This window comes from Staphylococcus sp. Z5-21 (assembly GCF_056529615.1).
Genome location: NZ_CP096462.1, coordinates 519,894 through 539,615 on the forward strand (window position 1 = coordinate 519,894; position 19,722 = coordinate 539,615).

Below are 19,722 nucleotides of genomic sequence, written 5' to 3' on the forward strand. Positions count from 1 at the left end.
TAAGGTGGAAACAGACATGACACAAAGTGAGAATTTAAAAATCGCTCAAAAAGGCGCATATCTTAGTTTAATTGTTTATATCATTCTGTCTATAGTAAAGTATTTTGTTGGTTATGTATATGACTCAGCAGCAGTAAGAGCGGATAGTTTAAATAATATGACGGATATTATCGTTTCGCTAGCTGTAATTATAGGATTGAAAATTTCAATAAAACCTGCGGATAAAAATCATCCATACGGTCATTTAAAATCAGAAAATATTTCCACACTGCTTGTTTCATTTATTATCATGTTTGTTGGTATTCAAGTTGTTATAGAAAATTTCCCTCGAATTTTTTCAGGAGCACATGCAACACCAAATGCAATCACGATTTATGTCAGTGTTATCAGTGGTGTCATCATGATCATAGTCTTCTTTATTAATCAAAAATTAGCTAAACGTACAAATAGTAGTTCTCTAAATTCTGCAGCAAAAGATAACTTGTCTGATGCTTTGGTCAGTATTGGTACGGCTATTGGCTTAGTATTTACACAAATCGGCTTTCCAATTGTGGATATCATATTAGCGACAATCTTAGGCCTACTTATAATATATACAGGCTTTGGAATTTTTAAAGAATCTATCTTCACTTTGAGCGATGGATTCAATGAGCAAGAATTAGAAGCATATAAAAATTATGTCTTAGAAATAGAAGAGGTTATTGATGTTCAGTCAATTAAAGGTCGATATCATGGCAGTAGCATCTTTGTAGATGTCACTATTGTAGTGGAATCTGATTTATCTTTGGAAGAAGCTCATCATATTTGTGACAAAGTAGAACATCACATGCATGAAAAAGGTATTTCTTCAGTTTATGTACATCCAGAACCTGTTTCCATACAATGAAAAATGAGCGTGTCAATATGTGACTTGACTGTAAAAGCGTTTGAGATCTAAATATTCATATTTTAACTATCAGTTATTTTGTATATAAAAATGATGTTATCAAAATCAGTTATGCTCTTACAAAGGTATTTATTGCTTTCGTGAGTAGCTTTAAATACAGGCCTAATTAGAATCAATAATGATTTGATGTCATCGTAAAAAAACAGCAATTTCTATTGTAATAAAATAGAAATTGCTGTTTTCATTAGTCTAAGTTATTTATTTTAAAGTCACTCTCGTGACATGATACTTACCACCAACCGTTAGCTAAACGGAAGTCAATTGCTGCATCTATTGAACCATAACGGTCTTCAGCATATTTAATCATACCTTTAGTTTGTTCTTCAACTGAGCCTGTTCCCCAAGCTTCTTTCGTTTGTCCTAAACCTCTATATCCTAATTCATTTACTGCATCAGGATTACCACTTGATTCAGGCATTACAATATTGTCCCATAATGCTTTAGTTCCACCAGCTTCGATAAATTGGCTGTATACATCGCTATTAGATTGAGATGATTGTTGTACTGGTGTTTCTGCAGCATCCGCTGTTGATGTTACGCCGTATCCAGTAGCTGCAATTGTAATTGATGCGAAAGATGCGAATAATAATTTTTTCATAGTTTAAAAATCCTCCTAATGAATGTACCTGTCTGTTTTAATATAATGAACAGGTTTGTGTTCTAATTTGTTTAAAGTACTATTTATTTAATTTACTGCCTTATTTGCTTTGCTTTTTTTCAACGATTACAACTATAACACCTAATTTTATAACGTAGGTTACAGTAAAATAAAAAGAAAGTATCTTTTGTGAATAAAGGACTACAATTATTTCAAAAGCTATTGTAAATTGTTATAATTTTAATATATCAAAGCAAAGACGACAGCATAAATGCGATTATTAAAGTATTTATGGGATATGTTGTGCATATGCGAATTGTAATATTACTGTAAATATCGCAAAAAATTTAATTTCACTTAATGAAAGAAGGAATATTATGCCAAAATTAATTTTATGTAGACATGGACAAAGTGTGTGGAATGCAGAAAACCTATTTACAGGATGGGCAGATGTTGATCTATCAGAACAGGGCGAAAATGAAGCCATAACATCTGGTGAAAAATTAAAAGCACAAGGCATTGAAATCGATATAGTTTATACATCTCTACTCGAACGTGCGATTAAAACAACTTATCACTTATTAAATGAATCTAATCAATTATTTATTCCTATAATTAAATCTTGGAGATTAAATGAAAGACATTATGGTGGTTTACAAGGACTAAATAAAGATGATGCACGTAAAAAGTTTGGTGAAGATCAAGTACATATTTGGAGACGTTCATATGATGTTGCACCGCCAAAACAAGATGAAGCACAACGAGAAGGTTATTTAAATGACCGTAAATATGAACATTTGGATAGACGTGTCATGCCTGAATCTGAAAGCCTAAAAGATACGTTAGTAAGAGTGATACCGTATTGGAACGATCAAATTTCTCAACAACTTTTAGATGGTAAAACAGTGTTAGTATCAGCTCATGGTAATTCATTACGTGCATTGATTAAGTATTTAGAGCATGTTTCTGATGAAGATATCGTTGGATATGAAATTAAAACAGGTGCACCATTAATATATGAACTTACAGATGACTTACAAGTTATAGACAAATATTACTTATAATTGAAAGTAATAGTAAATAGCCTTTAAAAAGCAAACCAGTCAGAAAAAATAATTTTAATAAGAGTTTGTAGTAGTAGGGTACCAAGGATAGCTAATCAAATAGGTTATCTAAAGGAAGATAATTATTATGCATATGTTTAAAAGAGTCTGAGACAAAAATAGATGTCTTAGACTCTTTTAATTGTGGAAAAAATAGTTGGATATTAAAAATAACGTGGCATGTTTAAAATGACAGCGACATCCTATGAAGATAAATTATTTACTACGCTTATGTTGTTGAATAATTTTGCGTGCGCGTTTACGTGTTTTGATATTAGGACTATTTAAATTTCTACGTGCTGTTTGTAAGTCTAATTTCATACATAAAACCTCCTTTATAGAAATTGATTATGAATTAAAAAGTACGTTTTGTAAATAGTAATTATTACGATTTGAGGTTAATTTTTTATCTAATAACCTAATTTGTAAAAATCACCATTTTTTTGAGTTATTTTAATGTCAGATAAACATTTTATATGTATAATGCATAAATGCGACAAATAAATGTGCTAAAGACGAATGTGTAAATAGGAGATAAAAATGACTCAAAAAACAAAAATAATTATGATTCTAATGATGTTGTTTGGTGGTTTCTTTGGACTATTAAATGAAACACTGTTAACAACGGCATTACCGAGTATAATGAAAGATTTTGATATAGATTATACGCAAGTACAATGGCTTACAACTGCCTTTTTATTAACAAACGGCATTGTTGTTCCGTTATCAGCAATGATTATACAACGTTTTTCAACAAGACAAGTTTTCTTAACTGCAATTTTTATATTCTTTATCGGTACAATCATTGCAGGATTTAGTCCGAATTTTACGGTTTTATTATGTGCAAGAATTGTGCAGGCAATGGGATCAGGTATTATGATGCCATTAATGATGACTACAATTTTAGATATTTTCGAACCACATGAACGTGGTAAATACATGGGTACCTTTGGTTTAGTTATCGGTTTAGCGCCTGCCATTGGTCCAACGCTTTCAGGTTATTTAGTGGAGTATTTTGATTGGCGTTCACTATTTCATGTCGTTGCGCCGATTGCAGCGCTAACATTTCTTGGTGCGATAAAATTTGTGAAAAATGTTGGTACTAACAGGAAAGCGCCTATTGATATATTATCTATAGCCTTGTCAGTCTTAGGCTTTGGTGGTTTACTTTATGGGACAAGTTCTTTATCTCGAGATGGATGGAATGATCCTGTTGTACTGACAACAGTTATTGGCGGCTTAATATTAGTCGTGTTATTCATTTTCCGTCAAACAAGATTAGAAACCCCGTTACTTGATTTTTCAGTATTTAAAAATAGTCAATTTGCAGTGGGAATTGTTATCATGGCCTTTACGATGATTGCTATGATAGGTTCGGAAACAGTATTACCAATGTTTGTGCAAAATATTATGAAAGATACAGCATTACAGTCTGGTTTAATATTATTACCTGGTGCAATTGTGATGGGTATTATGTCAGTAGCTTCAGGTTTCCTATATGAAAAATATGGTGCAAAAATACTTGCATTTATAGGTATGCTGATTGTCGTTGTAACAAGTTCATACTTTATATTTATGGATGAAAACACATCATCAGCTATATTAGCGACAATTTACGCTATTAGAATGATTGGTATAGCACTTGGTTTAATGCCACTTATGACGCATACAATGAACCAATTGTCACGAGAGATGAATGCGCATGGCTCATCTATGACTAATACAGTTCAACAGATATCAGCTTCCATAGGGACGGCAGGTTTAATAACAATTATGAGTCAAGTAGCAAAAGACTTTTCACCTAATATGAGTGATTATAAAGGAATGGGTAAAAAAGAAATGGCAATGCAAATACAACATGAAGCATTGTTAAGCGGTTATCACGCAGCATTTTGGTTTGCTGTAATCATTTCTATTATCAGTTTAATCAGTGTATTTATGCTTAAAAGTAAACGTAAAATAAATCAAGAGCAACAAGAACTCGAACAACAACAAAGCAAATAATTATTAAAAGACCGAAACTGTCTGCAGCGTGTATGTTGCCGACAGTTTTTATATTATTATCGAGCAAGACGAATTTAGTGTTTTAAATGACAGGATTATGGTATTTTTAATGTTACATCATAAGATTTATAGGAAAAGGGTGAAAGGCTTTATAGAACATTCGATGGGCTTATATGAAGAACCATTTCGGTTAGTAAGTAATAGTACAAAAACTGTAGAAGTTAGATTGAATGATGAGAAAAGACAAGCAGTGCAAATAGGCGATTTCATAGAATTTACTAATTTAGCAACAGGTGAACAAGTGAAGGTGAAAGTGGATAATGTTAAAGTGTACGATTCGTTCCAAGCATTACTACAACATTATTCAAATAAAGAAGTAGGTTTTAGTGATGAGATGCAATTATCTCAAAAATTAGCATCTATCTATCAAATATATAATCAAACTGACGAACTTCATTTGGGTGCATTAGCAATTGAAATACATTTAGTTCCATAATAGAGAAATGTATTTTGTAAAAGCATAACTTAGTACATGAAAAAAGGTTTAGGACATCAAAACATGTCCTAAACCTTTTTTATTTCATAGTTACACAATGAGGCTATAATTTTCCAATTCGTTTTCCTAGTTTGTAGAGTAATGGTTTGATTGGCTTAACAAAATCTCCAATATATTCTTCAACATCTGCATTGAAGCCTTTTTTGAACTGTTGAACACCATAATCAATGGCGTCTTCACTAAAGTCACCAGTGATCCCGTAAAAATTATAACGATCGATATTGTGATTCTTTGCAAATTTAATCATTTCCCATTGCAGCTTATAAGCACCCATAAAGGCATTATAGTCTGGATTAGAACCACTAGATAAATAATATACTTCATAATCATTATAAATATAGATAGCAGCTGCTAAGTCTAAGACTGGGCCATCCGTCGTAATTGTCTTATTAGTATCATCAATTTTGCGTTGTGTACTGACAATTTGTTGATTAAGTTGTGTTTGTTTCGTTTTTTGTTTTTTAGAATTTGGACTTTCTTGTAATGCAGCTTCCACGTCTTTCATTTGATGATTTAATGTGTCTAGTTTTTGTTTAAGGCCGTTAACGTATTCGCTTAAATCAATATATGCTAATTGTATTGAAGCAAAGCTCTGATAATCTTTTTGTAATTGTTCAAAGTATGGTTCGTCACGGAAGCTGAAGCCATGTTTTTCTTCAGCCATCTTAAATAGTTTGAAAAAGCGATTGGTTTCTTCTATAGGAAGTTGACGTACTTTAACGCCCATTTCTTCAGTACGTTTGATATTACGTCGTGTTTGGTAATCCATTTCTTTAAGTAATTGTTGTTCTGATTTGTCTTTTAAATCTAAGACAGATAGCCAACGTATTTGGCTCGTTTTTGAATAACCTACAGGATAACCTTGATGTTTATAACCTAGTTTTTCTAAAGTGCTTATAAGCATACGATTATCGTAAGATTTCTTGATTTCGCCATCAGCATTTCTCAAGTTTTCTAAGATATACGGATCAAGTAATACGTATAGGCAATTATGTTGTTTAAGATATTTTGTTAATTCGCTAAAGTAAAAATCAACTAGTGACAAATTGGTATAGTCTAAGATAGGTCCACGTTGACTATAAAAATATTTAAAGAATTTTAGCGCGCGTGCTTCTGTAAACATACCAGCAGCAATGACTTCGCCATTGTCGTCTTTAACACCTAACAAGTGTGCATTGTATTGAGCTTCATAATTAACACGTGATTGTGTGTAATGTGAAAAGTGATTTTGTGTGAATGTTTGGAATTCTTCAGGGGTAAGATTCACAAAGAACATATATTTTGCCTCCTTAAATGGCAACGTTTATTTTGAAATTGAGTTGGACAACTTATAAGTAGTATACCAAATTTACTATTAAATACCATGTTTTACAAAAAAACAGATTGTAATATTAAAAATATTTTTATTAAATAGTGTATCACATTGGTAGGCTATATACTTTAAAAATACTATAGTACATTTTGCTAATTCAGTGTATGATATTACTTACGGTTATAATGTATATCAAAGTATTTAATTTAAAAAGAGGATTGTTTTAGGAGTGAAATAAAGTATGAAAAAGATTATAACGCTAATTGTCATCTCTACATTAATGATTGCTGGGTGTAGTAGTGGTAAATATGCAGATAAAATAGATAAAGCAGTAAATAAACAACAACATTATCAGAAAAAACTTGCAGAACAACACAAAGGTGATATTGAACGCAAATTTGACAAAAAAGATGCCAATATATATGTATATGAAAAAGGCAAATTTGTAATTATTGCCTATAAACCTATTAAGAATGATGAAGAGATTCATTATTATGCTTATGAATATAAAGATGGTAAAACAACATTTAAAAAAGATTTTAATTCAAAAGGCTATATACAGAAACATGACCCAGACTATAAAGAAGAAAATATGGATTTAGACGAATAACGAGTAAATGAAATTGAGGTGTAATAAATGAAAAAAGCATGGTTATCAATCGTGCTAGTGCTTACACTTGTATTAGCAACTGCTTGTACCAACCCAGAAGATACACATAAAGATGATAAAACAACGTCTGATGGGAAAATAAAGATTATTGAGTATGGAGATTTTAAGTGCCCATATTGTAAAAAAGTCGAAAAAAATGTAATGCCAAAATTGAAAAAGCACTATATTGATACAGATAAAGTGGACTATCAATTTGTTAATATGGCATTTTTAGGTGATGATTCTATTATTGGTTCAAGAGCAGGTCATGCTGTACAAAGGCTAGCACCAGAACAATATTTAAAATTTCAAGAATTAATGTTTAAACAACAACCTAATTCAGAAAAAGCATGGATTACAAATCAAATAGTTGATCAACAAATAGATAAACTTAAAATTAATACGACGCTTAAAAAAGAAATCAAAGACGACTATAAACAAGAAAACAGTAAATCTTGGGTAGCTGCAAAAAAGGATCAAAAGCAATATAAAGATAACCATATTGAAACAGCGCCTACTGTTTTCGTCCATGGCCAAAAAGTAGAAGATCCTTATGATTTTGAGAATTACAAAAAAATATTAGAAAAAGAGTAGAAATTTAACTAAAAGTTGAAATGAGCACAGACAAGTATAATCATATTTTTGATTTTACTTGTCTGTGTTTTTTCTCGGGATTAAATCGTAATAATTACGAAAAATTTATATTAGTATTGTTTTTATGAGGAAGAAAGCATATAATTATAAATCGTAACAATTACTATTTAGGAGGTTTTAAAATTGAAACAAATTACATACATTAGTATTATGGTTCTGGCATTCATGGTAGTTCTAGCCGGTTGTGGAAAAGGAGAGTCCGATAATACAAAATCGAATGAAAAAATAAAAATAAATACAACTGTTTTCCCTTTGAAGTCATTTGCTGAACAAATAGGTGGTAAACACGTAGAGGTGAATTCTATCTACCCAGCTGGAACAGATTTACATAATTACGAACCTACACAAAAAGATATAATTAATGCATCAAAAGCGGACTTATTTCTATATACTGGTGATAATTTAGATCCAGTTGCTAAAAAAGTAGCAAGTACAATTAAAAAAGATGATAAAAAATTAGCACTTGAAGATAAATTAGATAAATCTCAATTGCTTACGGACCAACATAGTCATGAGGAAGAAGGACATGACCATGATGAACATCACCATCATGGCGGATACGATCCTCATGTTTGGTTAGATCCTAAATTTGATCAGACATTTGCTAAAGAGATTAAAGATGAACTAATTAAGAAGGATCCTAAACACAAGAAAACATATGAAAAAAACTATGAAAAATTAAATAAAGATTTAATAGCAATAGATAAAGATTTGAAATCTATTACTGAAAATAAAGAAGGTAATACGATATTTATATCTCATGAATCTATTGGATATCTTGCAGAAAGATATGATTTTGTTCAAAAAGGTGTACAAAATATGAATGCTGAAGATCCTTCACAAAAATCATTGTCGAACATTGTGAAAGAAATTAAAGATTCTGGAGCTAAATACATTTTTTATGAAGATAATGTATCAAATAAAGTGACAGACACAATACGTAAAGAAACAGAGGCAAAACCTTTAAAATTTTATAATATGGAATCTTTAAATAAATCGCAGCAACAAGATCATAAGTTGAGTTATCAATCATTGATGAAGAAAAATATTACAAATATGGATAAAGCATTGAGTGATTCTATTCAAACTGAAGACGATAAGGAACAGAGTAAATATGATAAAGCGATTTCTGACGGTTATTTTAAAGATAGCCAAGTTAAAGATAGAACATTGGGTGATTATAAAGGCAACTGGCAATCAGTTTATCCTTACTTAAAAGATGGTACTTTGGATGAAGTTATGGAACATAAAGCAGAAGATGATGATTCCATGTCTGCTAAAGCATATAAGTTATATTATGAAAAAGGTTATAAAACAGATATAAGTCATATTACTATTTCAAACGATACAATAACGTTTGAAAAAGATGGTAAAAAAGAAACTGGGAAATATGTATATGATGGCAAAGATATTTTAAAATATGAAAAAGGTAACAGAGGTGTGAGATATACTTTTAAATTAGTAGATCAAAATAGTCATTTACCTAAATATGTACAGTTCAGTGATCATAATATTGCACCGAAAAAAGCTGCACATTTCCATATTTTTATGGGCAATAATAAAGATAAGATTTTAAAAGAATTAGATAATTGGCCAACATATTATCCAAATTCGTTAAATAGCGAGGAAATTAAAGAGGAAATGTTAGCTCATTAAGAATGATAATTTTCAATAAACCTTCACAATTGTTTGAATCTTCAAATGAATACTTTATTCAGAAATGGGAATAATGAATTTAGAAGAAAATATTTAAGCTTTTTGTTTGATGTATTTTATATACTTGGTATAATAAATGTACCAACAAAACTTATAATACTTTGGAGGTATAGTGATAATGACAAAATTTAATTTCGATGCAGCACATTCAGTAGTAGAATTTTCAGTAAAACATTTAATGATTTCAAATATTAAAGGTAGATTTACAGAGTTTGATGCAAATATTGATGGCGACATTAATGATTTAAGTACAATTAAAGGTGATTTTACAATTAATGCGAGCTCTATTGATACACGTGTAGATGATCGTGATGCGCATTTACGTAGTGGAGATTTCTTAGATGTAGAAAATAATCCAGAAATCAAATTTGAAATTACTAAAGTAGATGAAAAATCAATCACAGGTAATGTAACAATTAAAGGCGAAACGAATGAAGAAACTTTTGACTTATCATATGAAGGCCAAAGTAAAAACCCAATGAACGGTGCAACAACGGTTGGATTTATTGTTAACGGTTCAATTAACCGCGAAAAATATGGTATCACGTTCAACCAAGCACTTGAAACTGGTGGCGTAATGATTGGTAAAGATGTGAAATTCCAAGTGAGTTTAGAATTCGCATTAGAAGACTAAACTATATAAAAAACTACTAGATTATCGAGTAGGTTCAGACTACCGACAAAGTCTTTGACTTTGTCGGCAGTTTTTTTGTGCACGCTTTCCGTTGGCACTGCCATAACCTGTAGTCTTCGGCTAGTGCTTTTCCCGTAGGAGTCGGTCCAAATAAATGCCAATACATTAAAAACATGAGAATATCTAAATTAAAAATCCGTAATGTTTATTACATTGAATTACGCAAACGATAAAAAAATAGACCAAACTAACACAAAATTAATGCAGTAGCTTGGTCTATATTTGAAACAAATTGTTAATCAAGTAGCTTTTTATATTTAATTATTGTCGGTTGATTTTTTGTCACGATAATATTGTACAACAATATAAGCAATGAAAGATAAAGAGATAATTGTTAATACAATAGATGAAATGATTAAGAAATTTTTATTAGAGTAATCGCCGCCAGTAAATATCCTGCTTATTATGTTAGGCAGACATAAGATTAAAATAAGACCAGCAAAATATTTTTTCTTTAATAGCAAGCAAATGGCCATTGTTAGTAATAAAAGTATTATGCCAATAATAAAATTAGTAGTTTGATTAGGTGACCAAAAAATAAATATTGGATAATGTCGTAATAAATACTCACTTAATATATAAATACCGAAGACGATAGCTGATGAAAAACCAACAGCAATATAAGTCTTTTTACTATCTCCCCATGTCATAATTAATTTTTTAATGACAAATAATATAAGTACGAAAGAACCTATAAATATAAATAGTATATAAAGCATGAGCGCTAACGTTAGTTAAAATGAGTTATCAAGCATCCTAGGAATGACTACCATAATAATCATGAAAGAAATGAAATAAAATATATATTTATAAATACCTTGTGTTAAATTTAGTTCCTTTGAAAATGTGTCGGCATAGTTTTTTATAGGTGTATTCAATAAGTCATCGACATTTTCGTTTTGTGCTTCAGCAGTGGTAATATGGTCACGTAATTCTTCTTCAATCGCGTTAACATCTTTTTCGTTTTTACCACGAAATAATAATTCGATACGCAGCTTTAGTAAAAAATCTTCAGCTTTTTTAGTTAACATCGTTTACACTCCTCATCAAATTATTCATACCATTATTCAAATAATGCCAATTTGCTTTAAATTGATTTAATTCATTTTTACCAGTATCAGTAATTGAGTAATATTTACGTTTAGGTCCACCAGTCATCGATTTTTTAGAAACACTTGTAACATAACCTTTTTTATTTAAGCGTAATAATACTGGATAAATACTGCCATCACTGATTTCTGGAAATTGTTGTGATTTTAATTTGTCTAATATTTCATAGCCATATGTTTCGCCTTGTGCAATTAAACCTAAAATAGCTCCATCTAACAATCCTTTCATCATTTGATCAGATATTGACATATAATCCCTCTTTTCACTATCTTATAATAAAAGATAGTATAAATTTTGATTAAGGTCAACTATCTTTCAATAAAAGATAGTTGTTTAAAAATTAATCACTTTTTAAATTGGGTATAGCTATTAAAAAGAAGGGGTTGATAAAATGACGATAGATTTACCTAAAATAGGGAAACCAGCGACGAATGCATTACACCATATAGGGGTAAAAACATTAGAAGATGTTGCTGGATATGATAGAACGACATTATTAGCAATACATGGTGTAGGACCGAAAGCAATGGATATATTGGAAGATAATTTGAAAAAACATAACATGAATTTTAAAGAGGATATTGGATTTGATGTGCCATTTAACTTAACTGGTGATTTGAAATGTGATAACGCACCTAAGAGAAGAGTCATGCTAGATTTTTTAATTGGCTCAGCACTTGTGGATAAAGACAAATTGCAAGCGATCGTTGCAGAGGACTTTAAATGGGAAGTAGTAGACGCATTTCAATTAACTGGATTTGACGCATTTTATCAAGAGCTTGAAGACCACAAAGAAACTATTGTATCCATAGATGTGAAAATGAATATAAGTCACGGTAAATCTGGTGCATTGCATGGTACGCAGATTTTGGAAAATGGTACAACGATTTATTTTGCTGATATGTTTGAATTTACAAGTCACCGTAAAGATGCCAAAGTTAAATCAATAACATCATATATAATAATGAATGAAGGAGAATCATAAATGAGTGTAAAAATTGTAGAAAATAACATCATATTTACGAGGGAATTTAAAACTACTGCAGAACAAATTTTTAAAGCATATACAGACCAAAATTTATTTGAAAAATGGTTTCACCCACAAGGTGCCACTACAGAAGTGTATGAATTTGATGTACAAACGGGTGGGAATGCCTTTTTTGCTATACGCGCACCACAAGGTACGAGCTATACTGTAACGCAATATAACGAAGTGATACAACCCACGCTGATTGATTATAATGATTATTTTGCAGATAAAGATGGTAATATTGATCAAAAAATGGCTGGTATGCACAATACGATTCATATTGAAGATAACGATAATGGTGTAGCAAAACTTACTTCAGTTGCTGTATTACCCGACCCTAAAGCGGCACAACAATTATTAGATATGGGTGTCGAAGAAGGTATGAATAGTACGTTTGATAACTTAGAGACATTATTAGAAACTTTATAACAGTAAAACTTCAAAAAAATGTTGGAATTGGCATAGTAATCATTTAGCGTTTTTCGATATAATAGTATTGAAAAGAGGTGTGTGTATTGAATAAACGTTACATGAAAGTACTTGGTTTGTATTCATTTAGTACATTAATTCCTACACTATTATTAAATGAAAAAACCTTAAGTAGTCATACATTTAAATGGTTCTTACGTACATTAGCTGGATATGGTATTTTTGCCTATGGTCTACATTTTTTAAGTAAATTTAAACAATAATACTATAGTTGTTTAACCAAAAAGGGGAGGGGCAGAAATCAAATTTTCTAATAGAGATTTCGTACTCCCACCTATGCAATCAAGGCAACGATGACTTGTATAAAGGTTCACCTGAACTAATGCTCATGTATATGTCTTTCTAGAAATTTCATGTGGTATATAGGCTTTGGCTTATGCATTAGAGCGTCTCGTTTCCATGGGAATGGAAAAATCATTTCTTTAAACAAGTGAGTCTTTATATTTTAAGTCAGTCATCTACTGCCTAATTGAAAACAGCCTGAGACATCTATTTTGTCTCAGGCTGTTTTATTTATCATATTGATTGAGGGACTCACCATTTGTTTTAATCACATTACGGTACCAATCAAAGGAAGCTTTTTTCTTACGTTCTAAAGTACCATGTCCTTCATTATCTCTATCTACATAAATGAGACCATAACGTTTTTTCATTTCTCCAGTTGTAAATGAAATAATATCAATGATTCTCCATGGTGTATAACCCATTAAAAAGTAAGTTACGTAAGCATTTTTAAAAATGATCAATGACCGATTGGATTGTATACGTGTTTAGTTTATTAATTATGGTTGTATCAACTTCACTATAAATTTCATCTAGCGCATGGCTAATATTTTTACCTACATGACAATGTTGATTGGTATCTTTATGAATTTTTGCGAAATGCATTGTTTCTGAAAAGATAAGCTGGTATAGGTCGCCTAAGTGAATCTCATTTGCGGAAGAAGATAGACTGTATCCCGAGATACCTTGACTACTTTGAATATAATGACCGTCTCTTAAATAACGACATATTTTACGAACTAGTGTGGCATTACTATTGATGCTATCTGCTATATATTGACTAGACACTGGTTCTTTTTCAGTGGCTAATAGTGTAAGAATGTGTATGGACACAGAAAATTGAGTGTTCAAGATTAAGACTCCTTTTGCTAGTGCTTGTGTAAATTTTAGTTACAAGTAGAGTTTACGATATATTATTTAAACGTGCAATGTATTAATTTAATAAAATGTTCTAAAACGACTATTAAGTATAGGTATAAACTCTTATAATAATATTGTTAGGAAAATTTGATTTTTTAAAAATTGATAAGGGGTGCGAATGATTTATGGTTGATAATGGCAAGTCTATAAACGATACATATACGTCAAAAGAAACAATTGAAAATATTAATAATCAAGTACAAATGAAAGAAGTCATGTTTAGTCAAACTCCAGGACGCTATGCACTAAAATCCATTATGTCAGGATTTCTATTAGCTATTGTTACAGTATTTATGCTAGGTATCAAAACACAATTTGCAGGAACGAATGAAGGTTTAGTGAATCTGATGGGCGCCATTTCTTTTAGTTTAGCATTGGTGTTGATTGTGTTAACTAATTCAGAATTATTAACTAGTAATTTTATGTATCTGACAGTGGGATGGTATTATAAAATCATTGGTATGAATAAAGCGTTAGGTATTATGTTGGTTTGTTTCTTATTTAATATAATCGGTGGTTTTATACTTTTTGCATTAATGAAATTCACACCTATTATGACACCAGAAATGATCAGTAGCTTAACTAGTATGGTCGACGGCAAAACCATTGATAGTAGTTGGTATGCGATTTTAGTAAAAGCGATTTTTTGTAATTTCTTTATTAATATCGGCATCTATGTATCAATTCAATTTAAAGATGGTTTATCCAAAGCATTTTTCATCGCTTGTGGAGTGATTGTATTTGTATTTATGGGATACGAGCATGTTGTGTTTAATGCTGGGTTGTATTCAGGTATGGTTTTTTATGATTTCGACGCGGTAGCATGGTTACATGTATTGAAAAATATTGTCTGCGCGTTTATTGGTAATTTTATCGGTGGAGGTATTTTCGTAGGTTTAGTTTATGCATATTTGAATGGTAGAAGGGATAGTTGGCATAGTAAATCATAAAATGAGCATCTATGAAAACAGTTAGTATCTCTAAAATTTAATCAATAGTGCTATAACTGATTGATTTACAAATACATAATGTATACACAATAGCTTTAACACTTGTGACGCTATAAACAGCAATTAATGTTGACGTAGATTCACGAAAACATGATAGCAAAGTGTGATTGCTTTGCCTTCACGTATGTATTGGATCTATATTCTAAAACATATCAATTGACTCGATTATAAAGAAGACATATTGTATTTATATAATTTAAAAGTAAGTTTATGAAAATCATTTTATTTTAATGACTTAATAAGCTTGGGAATGATAGGAGTGACAACATGTCTGATTACAATATAAGAATTGCAACAGAGTCAGATGCAGAAGCGCTACAACAACTTATGCATGAGGCTTTTACACCATTAAGAGAATTGGGAATTGATTGGCCATCTGTCAATGCTGATTTAGCTTTGGTAAAAGATAATCTAACAAAAAATACTACATTTGTATTAGAAGATGATAAAGAAATCATTTCAACTATAACAGTGCGTTTTCCATGGGAAAGTAAACGACGTATTTCCATATATCCATTTGTGTGGTGGTTTGCAACTAAGCCTTCATATGATGGTAAAGGGATAGGTAGTAAATTGTTAAAATATGTAGAAGAAACATTTTTACGAGATACACTTAAAGTACCAGCTGTAACTTTAGGTACCTCAGCCCGTAAACACCCGTGGCTTCTAGATATTTATAAAAAACGTGGATATGAAATTTATGATGAACATGAAAGTGAAGATGGCGATTTAGGTGTTATCATGAGAAAAGTACTTATACCAGAAAGATTCGATGAAGATGTGTTGGGAAAACCACCATTCCATTAATAAATATATGAATCAGGGAATCCTTTTATTAGTTGAATAAGAGGATTCCTTTTTTGATGATTTTATATAAGATAAAACTGATAAACACAACAAATGATATCGAAATCGCATTTAGGTTTACTTTTAATTTTATAAAGAAATAAACCTTAATTTTTCCAATGATTAGCAATTACATTTAACTATACAAAAGTTGCTTTTTAAATGAGATTTTGATCAATTATGCATTAAAGAAATGTATTAATAATAGAAATTAATTTACTTCAATATAAAATATATTATCTTATATATACAGTTATTTATAATTTTTGCGGAAATTATTAACAAGGGATGTAGTTTCACAAAAAATAATTTAGAGGTGATTTTTTGAAGAAAAACAATATCCAAAAAAATGGTAATTCGAGGCAAAGATTCAGTATAAGAAAATATTCTATCGGCACAGTATCTGTATTAGCGGCTACATTTTTTATTGCTAGCGGAAATGTGTCATTTGCAAGTGAATCTTCAAGTAATGAATTAAAGAATGAACAAACTTCAGCGAAAGACGAGTCAAATCGTCCAATATCGCCGTCAGTTACAAATGAAAACGCAAGTAGTGTTACTGATGTCAAATCAACGGATGACCAAACAAAAAATCTTCAAGCACAACCACAAGATGAATCTCAAAATACAAACCAATCACAAGCTAACAATGATAGCTCAAATACGTCTACAAAAGTAGAGTCTAAATCTCAACAACCACCAATTAATCAAGAAAATTCGACCGAAGATATAAAGACGGAAAAATTCCTGAATCAAACCAAAACAATGATAATCAAGAAAAGAAAGAAGATAGCAATAAAGTAGAAGATGAAAATTCAGAAAAAACAGAATTTAATCCATCAATAGAACAAATTCAAGCAAAAGATGGTGAATAGGGTACTCCTAATGCATCTGATAAGCATTCATCAGATAATAAAGTTGATACAGGTAAACTAAATGAAAATACAGCAGATAAACAATCAACGGCTGATGAAAATGATAGTGAGATAGACCATCAAGCAAGTTCATCTAATTTAAGTGATGAACAAAAAGAAAAACGTCAATCATGGGAAGTTGAAACTCAAGAAGATTCAACAGAAACATCAAATGTTAAAAATGAAAAAGTAGATGATCAAGCAGACGTAAAAGCGAATCCAACTTCATCAGAAGATAAAGCTAAACCAGAAACTGCGCCTGATATTAATTCAAAAGAAGACACAAAAAATGAGCAACAAGACCAACAAAGCCTCACAGAAGATGAAACAACACAAGAACCACAACGTATAGAAAATAATGGCGATAAGAATAATTTAAAAACAAAAAAAATTTGATACAGAAAAAGTAGATTTAGATCCAAACGCGAAAGATAGTTCTTATAAAGCAAAAGATAAAGTTGAAAATGAAACAGCTACACCTCGAAAACGTGCTGATGCTGAAGAAGTAGAAGCGGATAAGTTACTTAAAGATTCAAAAACTGCAAAACAAGGTGAATATAAAAACAAATACCCGCTGATTTTAGTAAACGGTTTCTTTGGTGGCGTAGGTGAAAATAGACCTGTTTTTTACCCTAATTATTGGTGTGGGGATAAATTCCATATCAAAGAGCAATTTGAAAAGTCAGGGTATGAAGTACATGAAGCTACAGTTGGTACTTTCAGTAGTAACCATGATAGAGCAACGGAACTTTATTATTATATCAAAGGCGGTCGTGTAGATTATGGTCAAGCACATGCTGAAAAATATGGTCATGATAGATACGGACGTACATATACTGGCGTGATGCCAGAATGGCAACCAGGTCAAAAAGTTCATTTAGTTGGACATAGTATGGGTGGTCAAACCATTCGTCTACTTGAACAAATGTTACGTTACGGTAATCCCGAAGAAATAGCTTATCAAAAGGAACATGGTGGAGAGATTTCACCACTTTTCAAAGGGCAAAAGGATAATATGATATCTTCTATAACCACTTTAGTAACACCTCATAATGGTTCGCCCGCATCTGATAATTTAGGTAATCGTGACTTTGCGAAAAAAATACTAAATGATATTGGTAAAGTCAGCGGTAATCGTTTTTCAAATTTAGATTTAGGTTTTAGTCAATGGGGATTCAAACAGCATCCAAATGAAAGTTATATCGAATACTCAAAACGTATAAAGAATAGTCTTTTATGGGATACAAAGGATAATGCATTAACCGACTTAACAGCCGAAGGTTCGGAACAATTAAATCAAAATACCTCACTGAACCCTAATATTGTTTATACGTCATATGCTGGGGAAGCTTCACATGCAACATTATCTGGCAAATATGTTCCAAATATTAGACAATATCCACTAATGGATTTAACAAGTCGGATCATTGGTAAAGATAAGAATCAGCAATTGAGATTAAATGATGGTATTGTACCTACTATTTCATCCTTATATCCAAATGGACAAGCCTATAAAAATGTAACAGATATTAGTTCAGCTAATGAAAAAGGTATTTGGCAAGTCTTACCAGTTAAAAAGGATTGGGATTATATGGATTTTGTTGGTATGGATCCTACAGATTATAAACGCACTGGTGAAGAATTAGAACAATTTTATACTGGTATTGTTGATCATTTAATGCGCGTAGACGAATCCGAAAATAGAAATCTAGCTGTCTAAACTACCAATAAGCTAAATAAAGTTATTGCCCATTTCCATAAATTTTTGGAGATGGTTTTTTAATATGCTTATATGTCCTTAATTATTAGCTTATGTGTAAGTAGGGGAAACCCAATAGATCAACATAAAGAAAAACGGTAGAGTCACCAATAAAGTGACTCTACCGTTATGATTTTTACTATAAAAATTAACTCGTGTAAACGTTCATTATCGTTAGTCTATTTGAATATTAGATGAAGAACGTTCTTCTTGTGTTTTTTTAGGTAATGTTACATTTAACATGCCATTCTCATATGAAGCTTTAATAGCATTTTCATCAACATTTTCAAATGGGTATTGACGTTTGACGTTGCTCGTACTACGTTCTTGATGAATTAGACGACCTGCTTCATCTTCCTCATTGTTTTCAATAACTTGTTTTCCTTCAATAGTTAAAACATTGTTTTCAAACTGTAAACTAATATTTTCTTTTTGAAAACCAGGGAGTTCAGCTTCCACGACATAGGCATTATCTAGTTCTTTTACGTCTGATTTAATGCTTGTACTATCTGGGAATTGCTCAAAAAACTGACGTCCAAAATCTTTAAATAAATCTCCAGGATTTCCTTCAAAAAATGAATTGTTAAACGGTCTCATATCAAAAGCCATCGTACATCTCTCCTTTAAATATTATTTTATAAAAATTTAGTCTATTGAAATTTGTGTTTTTGTTTGTTTGATTGGTAGCATAACAGATAAAATGCCATCATCCATTGTGGCTTTAATAGCATTTGTATCGATGTTTTTGAATATAAATTGTCTGCTTTGTTCATCAGTACTACGCTCTTTGATAAGATATGTCATCTCATCTTGCTGTGCATCTGAATGTTTTGCAGTAATTGTTAGTGTTTTATCTTCATAATTGATTGAAATATGTTCTTTTTGATAACCAGGGAGCTCAGCTTCAACTGTGTATTGATTATCTGACTGATAAACGTTTACTTTGAATTCATGATGATTTGATAATAAACTTTCTAATAAATCTTGTGGAAGATTACTGGTATTTTGTATCATCTCTAATCACCTCTCCTTTAACCTTACAACTACAGTATAATACTATAGTCAAAGAAAGTCAAAGTCAAAGCATTAGACATAAAAAAACACCACTTGTAATAGGGCGTTCATTAAA

Annotated in this window: 23 protein-coding genes and 2 pseudogenes; 15 read left to right on the forward strand and 10 right to left on the reverse strand. The window is 31.0% G+C overall.

Annotated elements, in window-relative coordinates; genetic code table 11:
- The first annotated feature begins 16 nt into the window (after positions 1–16).
- A complete protein-coding gene (locus M1D64_RS02365) occupies positions 17–886 on the forward strand; it encodes a cation diffusion facilitator family transporter (RefSeq protein WP_037537742.1) in 870 nt (289 codons plus the stop codon).
- A gap of 289 nt (positions 887–1,175) precedes the next feature.
- Here the strand turns inward: M1D64_RS02365 and M1D64_RS02370 are convergent, their stop codons facing one another.
- Complete coding sequence (locus M1D64_RS02370) at positions 1,176–1,544, reverse strand: aggregation-promoting factor C-terminal-like domain-containing protein (RefSeq protein ID WP_069838180.1); 369 nt, start codon at positions 1,542–1,544, stop codon at positions 1,176–1,178.
- 377 nt (positions 1,545–1,921) lie between these two features.
- Between M1D64_RS02370 and M1D64_RS02375 the strand changes: the two genes are divergently transcribed.
- Complete coding sequence (locus tag M1D64_RS02375; RefSeq protein WP_069826173.1) at positions 1,922–2,608, forward strand: 2,3-diphosphoglycerate-dependent phosphoglycerate mutase; 687 nt, start codon at positions 1,922–1,924, stop codon at positions 2,606–2,608.
- Positions 2,609–2,863: 255 nt separating this feature from the next.
- On the opposite strand, the gene M1D64_RS02380 is transcribed toward M1D64_RS02375, so the two are convergent.
- Positions 2,864–2,968 (reverse strand): putative metal homeostasis protein, encoded by a 105-nt coding sequence (locus M1D64_RS02380; protein WP_011302442.1) that lies wholly within the window; start codon positions 2,966–2,968, stop codon positions 2,864–2,866.
- A 219-nt stretch (positions 2,969–3,187) separates the two neighbouring features.
- On the opposite strand from M1D64_RS02380, the gene M1D64_RS02385 reads away from it, so the two are divergent.
- Positions 3,188–4,651 (forward strand): MDR family MFS transporter, encoded by a 1,464-nt coding sequence (locus M1D64_RS02385; protein ID WP_037537746.1) that lies wholly within the window; start codon positions 3,188–3,190, stop codon positions 4,649–4,651.
- Positions 4,652–4,814: 163 nt separating this feature from the next.
- Complete coding sequence (locus M1D64_RS02390; protein ID WP_080588838.1) at positions 4,815–5,147, forward strand: ASCH domain-containing protein; 333 nt, start codon at positions 4,815–4,817, stop codon at positions 5,145–5,147.
- Positions 5,148–5,250: 103 nt separating this feature from the next.
- Here M1D64_RS02390 and M1D64_RS02395 read toward each other — a convergent pair whose 3' ends face one another.
- Positions 5,251–6,483 (reverse strand): aminoacyltransferase, encoded by a 1,233-nt coding sequence (locus M1D64_RS02395; protein ID WP_041079235.1) that lies wholly within the window; start codon positions 6,481–6,483, stop codon positions 5,251–5,253.
- A 277-nt stretch (positions 6,484–6,760) separates the two neighbouring features.
- Here M1D64_RS02395 and M1D64_RS02400 point away from each other — a divergent pair, with 277 nt between their 5' ends.
- The 4 genes from M1D64_RS02400 (at position 6,761) to M1D64_RS02415 (ending at position 10,172) form a co-directional block, all read left to right on the forward strand.
- Complete coding sequence (locus M1D64_RS02400) at positions 6,761–7,129, forward strand: cystatin-like fold lipoprotein (RefSeq protein ID WP_037537751.1); 369 nt, start codon at positions 6,761–6,763, stop codon at positions 7,127–7,129.
- 27 nt (positions 7,130–7,156) lie between these two features.
- Positions 7,157–7,762 (forward strand): DsbA family protein, encoded by a 606-nt coding sequence (locus M1D64_RS02405; protein ID WP_002482443.1) that lies wholly within the window; start codon positions 7,157–7,159, stop codon positions 7,760–7,762.
- A gap of 183 nt (positions 7,763–7,945) precedes the next feature.
- Positions 7,946–9,478, forward strand: coding sequence for a zinc ABC transporter substrate-binding lipoprotein AdcA (gene adcA, locus M1D64_RS02410; protein ID WP_069838179.1), 1,533 nt, complete (start codon positions 7,946–7,948; stop codon positions 9,476–9,478).
- A gap of 178 nt (positions 9,479–9,656) precedes the next feature.
- A complete protein-coding gene (locus tag M1D64_RS02415) occupies positions 9,657–10,172 on the forward strand; it encodes a YceI family protein (protein ID WP_002482445.1) in 516 nt (171 codons plus the stop codon).
- A 317-nt stretch (positions 10,173–10,489) separates the two neighbouring features.
- On the opposite strand, the gene M1D64_RS02420 is transcribed toward M1D64_RS02415, so the two are convergent.
- The 3 genes from M1D64_RS02420 to M1D64_RS02430 are packed head-to-tail and all read right to left on the reverse strand — an operon-like array spanning position 10,490 to position 11,591.
- Complete coding sequence (locus tag M1D64_RS02420; RefSeq protein WP_228482850.1) at positions 10,490–10,951, reverse strand: hypothetical protein; 462 nt, start codon at positions 10,949–10,951, stop codon at positions 10,490–10,492.
- A gap of 15 nt (positions 10,952–10,966) precedes the next feature.
- Positions 10,967–11,263, reverse strand: coding sequence for a hypothetical protein (locus M1D64_RS02425; RefSeq protein WP_228160965.1), 297 nt, complete (start codon positions 11,261–11,263; stop codon positions 10,967–10,969).
- A complete protein-coding gene (locus M1D64_RS02430) occupies positions 11,253–11,591 on the reverse strand; it encodes a PadR family transcriptional regulator (RefSeq protein WP_041079233.1) in 339 nt (112 codons plus the stop codon). The genes M1D64_RS02425 and M1D64_RS02430 overlap by 11 nt, the downstream gene beginning before the upstream one ends.
- A 142-nt stretch (positions 11,592–11,733) precedes the next feature.
- On the opposite strand from M1D64_RS02430, the gene M1D64_RS02435 reads away from it, so the two are divergent.
- The 3 genes from M1D64_RS02435 to M1D64_RS02445 all read left to right on the forward strand — a co-directional run bounded on the left by M1D64_RS02435 (position 11,734) and on the right by M1D64_RS02445 (position 13,064).
- Positions 11,734–12,327, forward strand: coding sequence for a helix-hairpin-helix domain-containing protein (locus tag M1D64_RS02435; protein WP_069826176.1), 594 nt, complete (start codon positions 11,734–11,736; stop codon positions 12,325–12,327).
- Complete coding sequence (locus M1D64_RS02440) at positions 12,328–12,801, forward strand: SRPBCC family protein (protein WP_069821560.1); 474 nt, start codon at positions 12,328–12,330, stop codon at positions 12,799–12,801. It abuts the gene before it with no gap.
- Between the two features lie 86 nt (positions 12,802–12,887).
- Positions 12,888–13,064, forward strand: a complete 177-nt coding sequence (locus M1D64_RS02445) for a hypothetical protein (RefSeq protein WP_037537755.1) — start codon at positions 12,888–12,890, stop codon at positions 13,062–13,064.
- A 306-nt stretch (positions 13,065–13,370) separates the two neighbouring features.
- Here M1D64_RS02445 and M1D64_RS02450 read toward each other — a convergent pair.
- Both M1D64_RS02450 and M1D64_RS02455 read right to left on the reverse strand, forming a co-directional pair.
- Positions 13,371–13,571, reverse strand: a pseudogene (locus tag M1D64_RS02450) (family 1 glycosylhydrolase); the annotation flags it as partial.
- 22 nt (positions 13,572–13,593) lie between these two features.
- Positions 13,594–13,995 carry an Rrf2 family transcriptional regulator gene (locus tag M1D64_RS02455; protein WP_011302455.1) on the reverse strand — a complete coding sequence of 134 codons (402 nt, stop codon included), beginning with the start codon at positions 13,993–13,995 and terminating at the stop codon, positions 13,594–13,596.
- A gap of 194 nt (positions 13,996–14,189) precedes the next feature.
- Between M1D64_RS02455 and M1D64_RS02460 the strand changes: the two genes are divergently transcribed.
- From M1D64_RS02460 to lip, 4 genes and pseudogenes are all read left to right on the forward strand, one after another.
- Positions 14,190–15,014: a formate/nitrite transporter family protein gene (locus M1D64_RS02460; protein WP_069819737.1), complete on the forward strand. Its 825-nt coding sequence runs from the start codon at positions 14,190–14,192 to the stop codon at positions 15,012–15,014.
- A gap of 327 nt (positions 15,015–15,341) precedes the next feature.
- The gene (locus M1D64_RS02465; RefSeq protein ID WP_069826177.1) at positions 15,342–15,881 is read left to right on the forward strand and encodes a GNAT family N-acetyltransferase; all 540 of its coding nucleotides are present in this window, start codon (positions 15,342–15,344) and stop codon (positions 15,879–15,881) included.
- 363 nt (positions 15,882–16,244) lie between these two features.
- Positions 16,245–16,724 carry a YSIRK-type signal peptide-containing protein gene (locus tag M1D64_RS02470; RefSeq protein ID WP_081327055.1) on the forward strand — a complete coding sequence of 160 codons (480 nt, stop codon included), beginning with the start codon at positions 16,245–16,247 and terminating at the stop codon, positions 16,722–16,724.
- A 531-nt stretch (positions 16,725–17,255) separates the two neighbouring features.
- Positions 17,256–18,554: pseudogene (gene lip, locus M1D64_RS02475) on the forward strand (YSIRK-targeted triacylglycerol lipase); the annotation flags it as partial.
- A gap of 213 nt (positions 18,555–18,767) precedes the next feature.
- Here the strand turns inward: lip and M1D64_RS02480 are convergent.
- Both M1D64_RS02480 and M1D64_RS02485 read right to left on the reverse strand, forming a co-directional pair.
- A complete protein-coding gene (locus M1D64_RS02480; protein WP_011302459.1) occupies positions 18,768–19,202 on the reverse strand; it encodes an Hsp20/alpha crystallin family protein in 435 nt (144 codons plus the stop codon).
- 36 nt (positions 19,203–19,238) lie between these two features.
- On the reverse strand, positions 19,239–19,607 hold the full coding sequence (locus M1D64_RS02485; protein WP_069826178.1) for an Hsp20 family protein: 369 nt from the start codon (positions 19,605–19,607) through the stop codon (positions 19,239–19,241).
- Between the last annotated feature and the right edge of the window lie 115 nt (positions 19,608–19,722).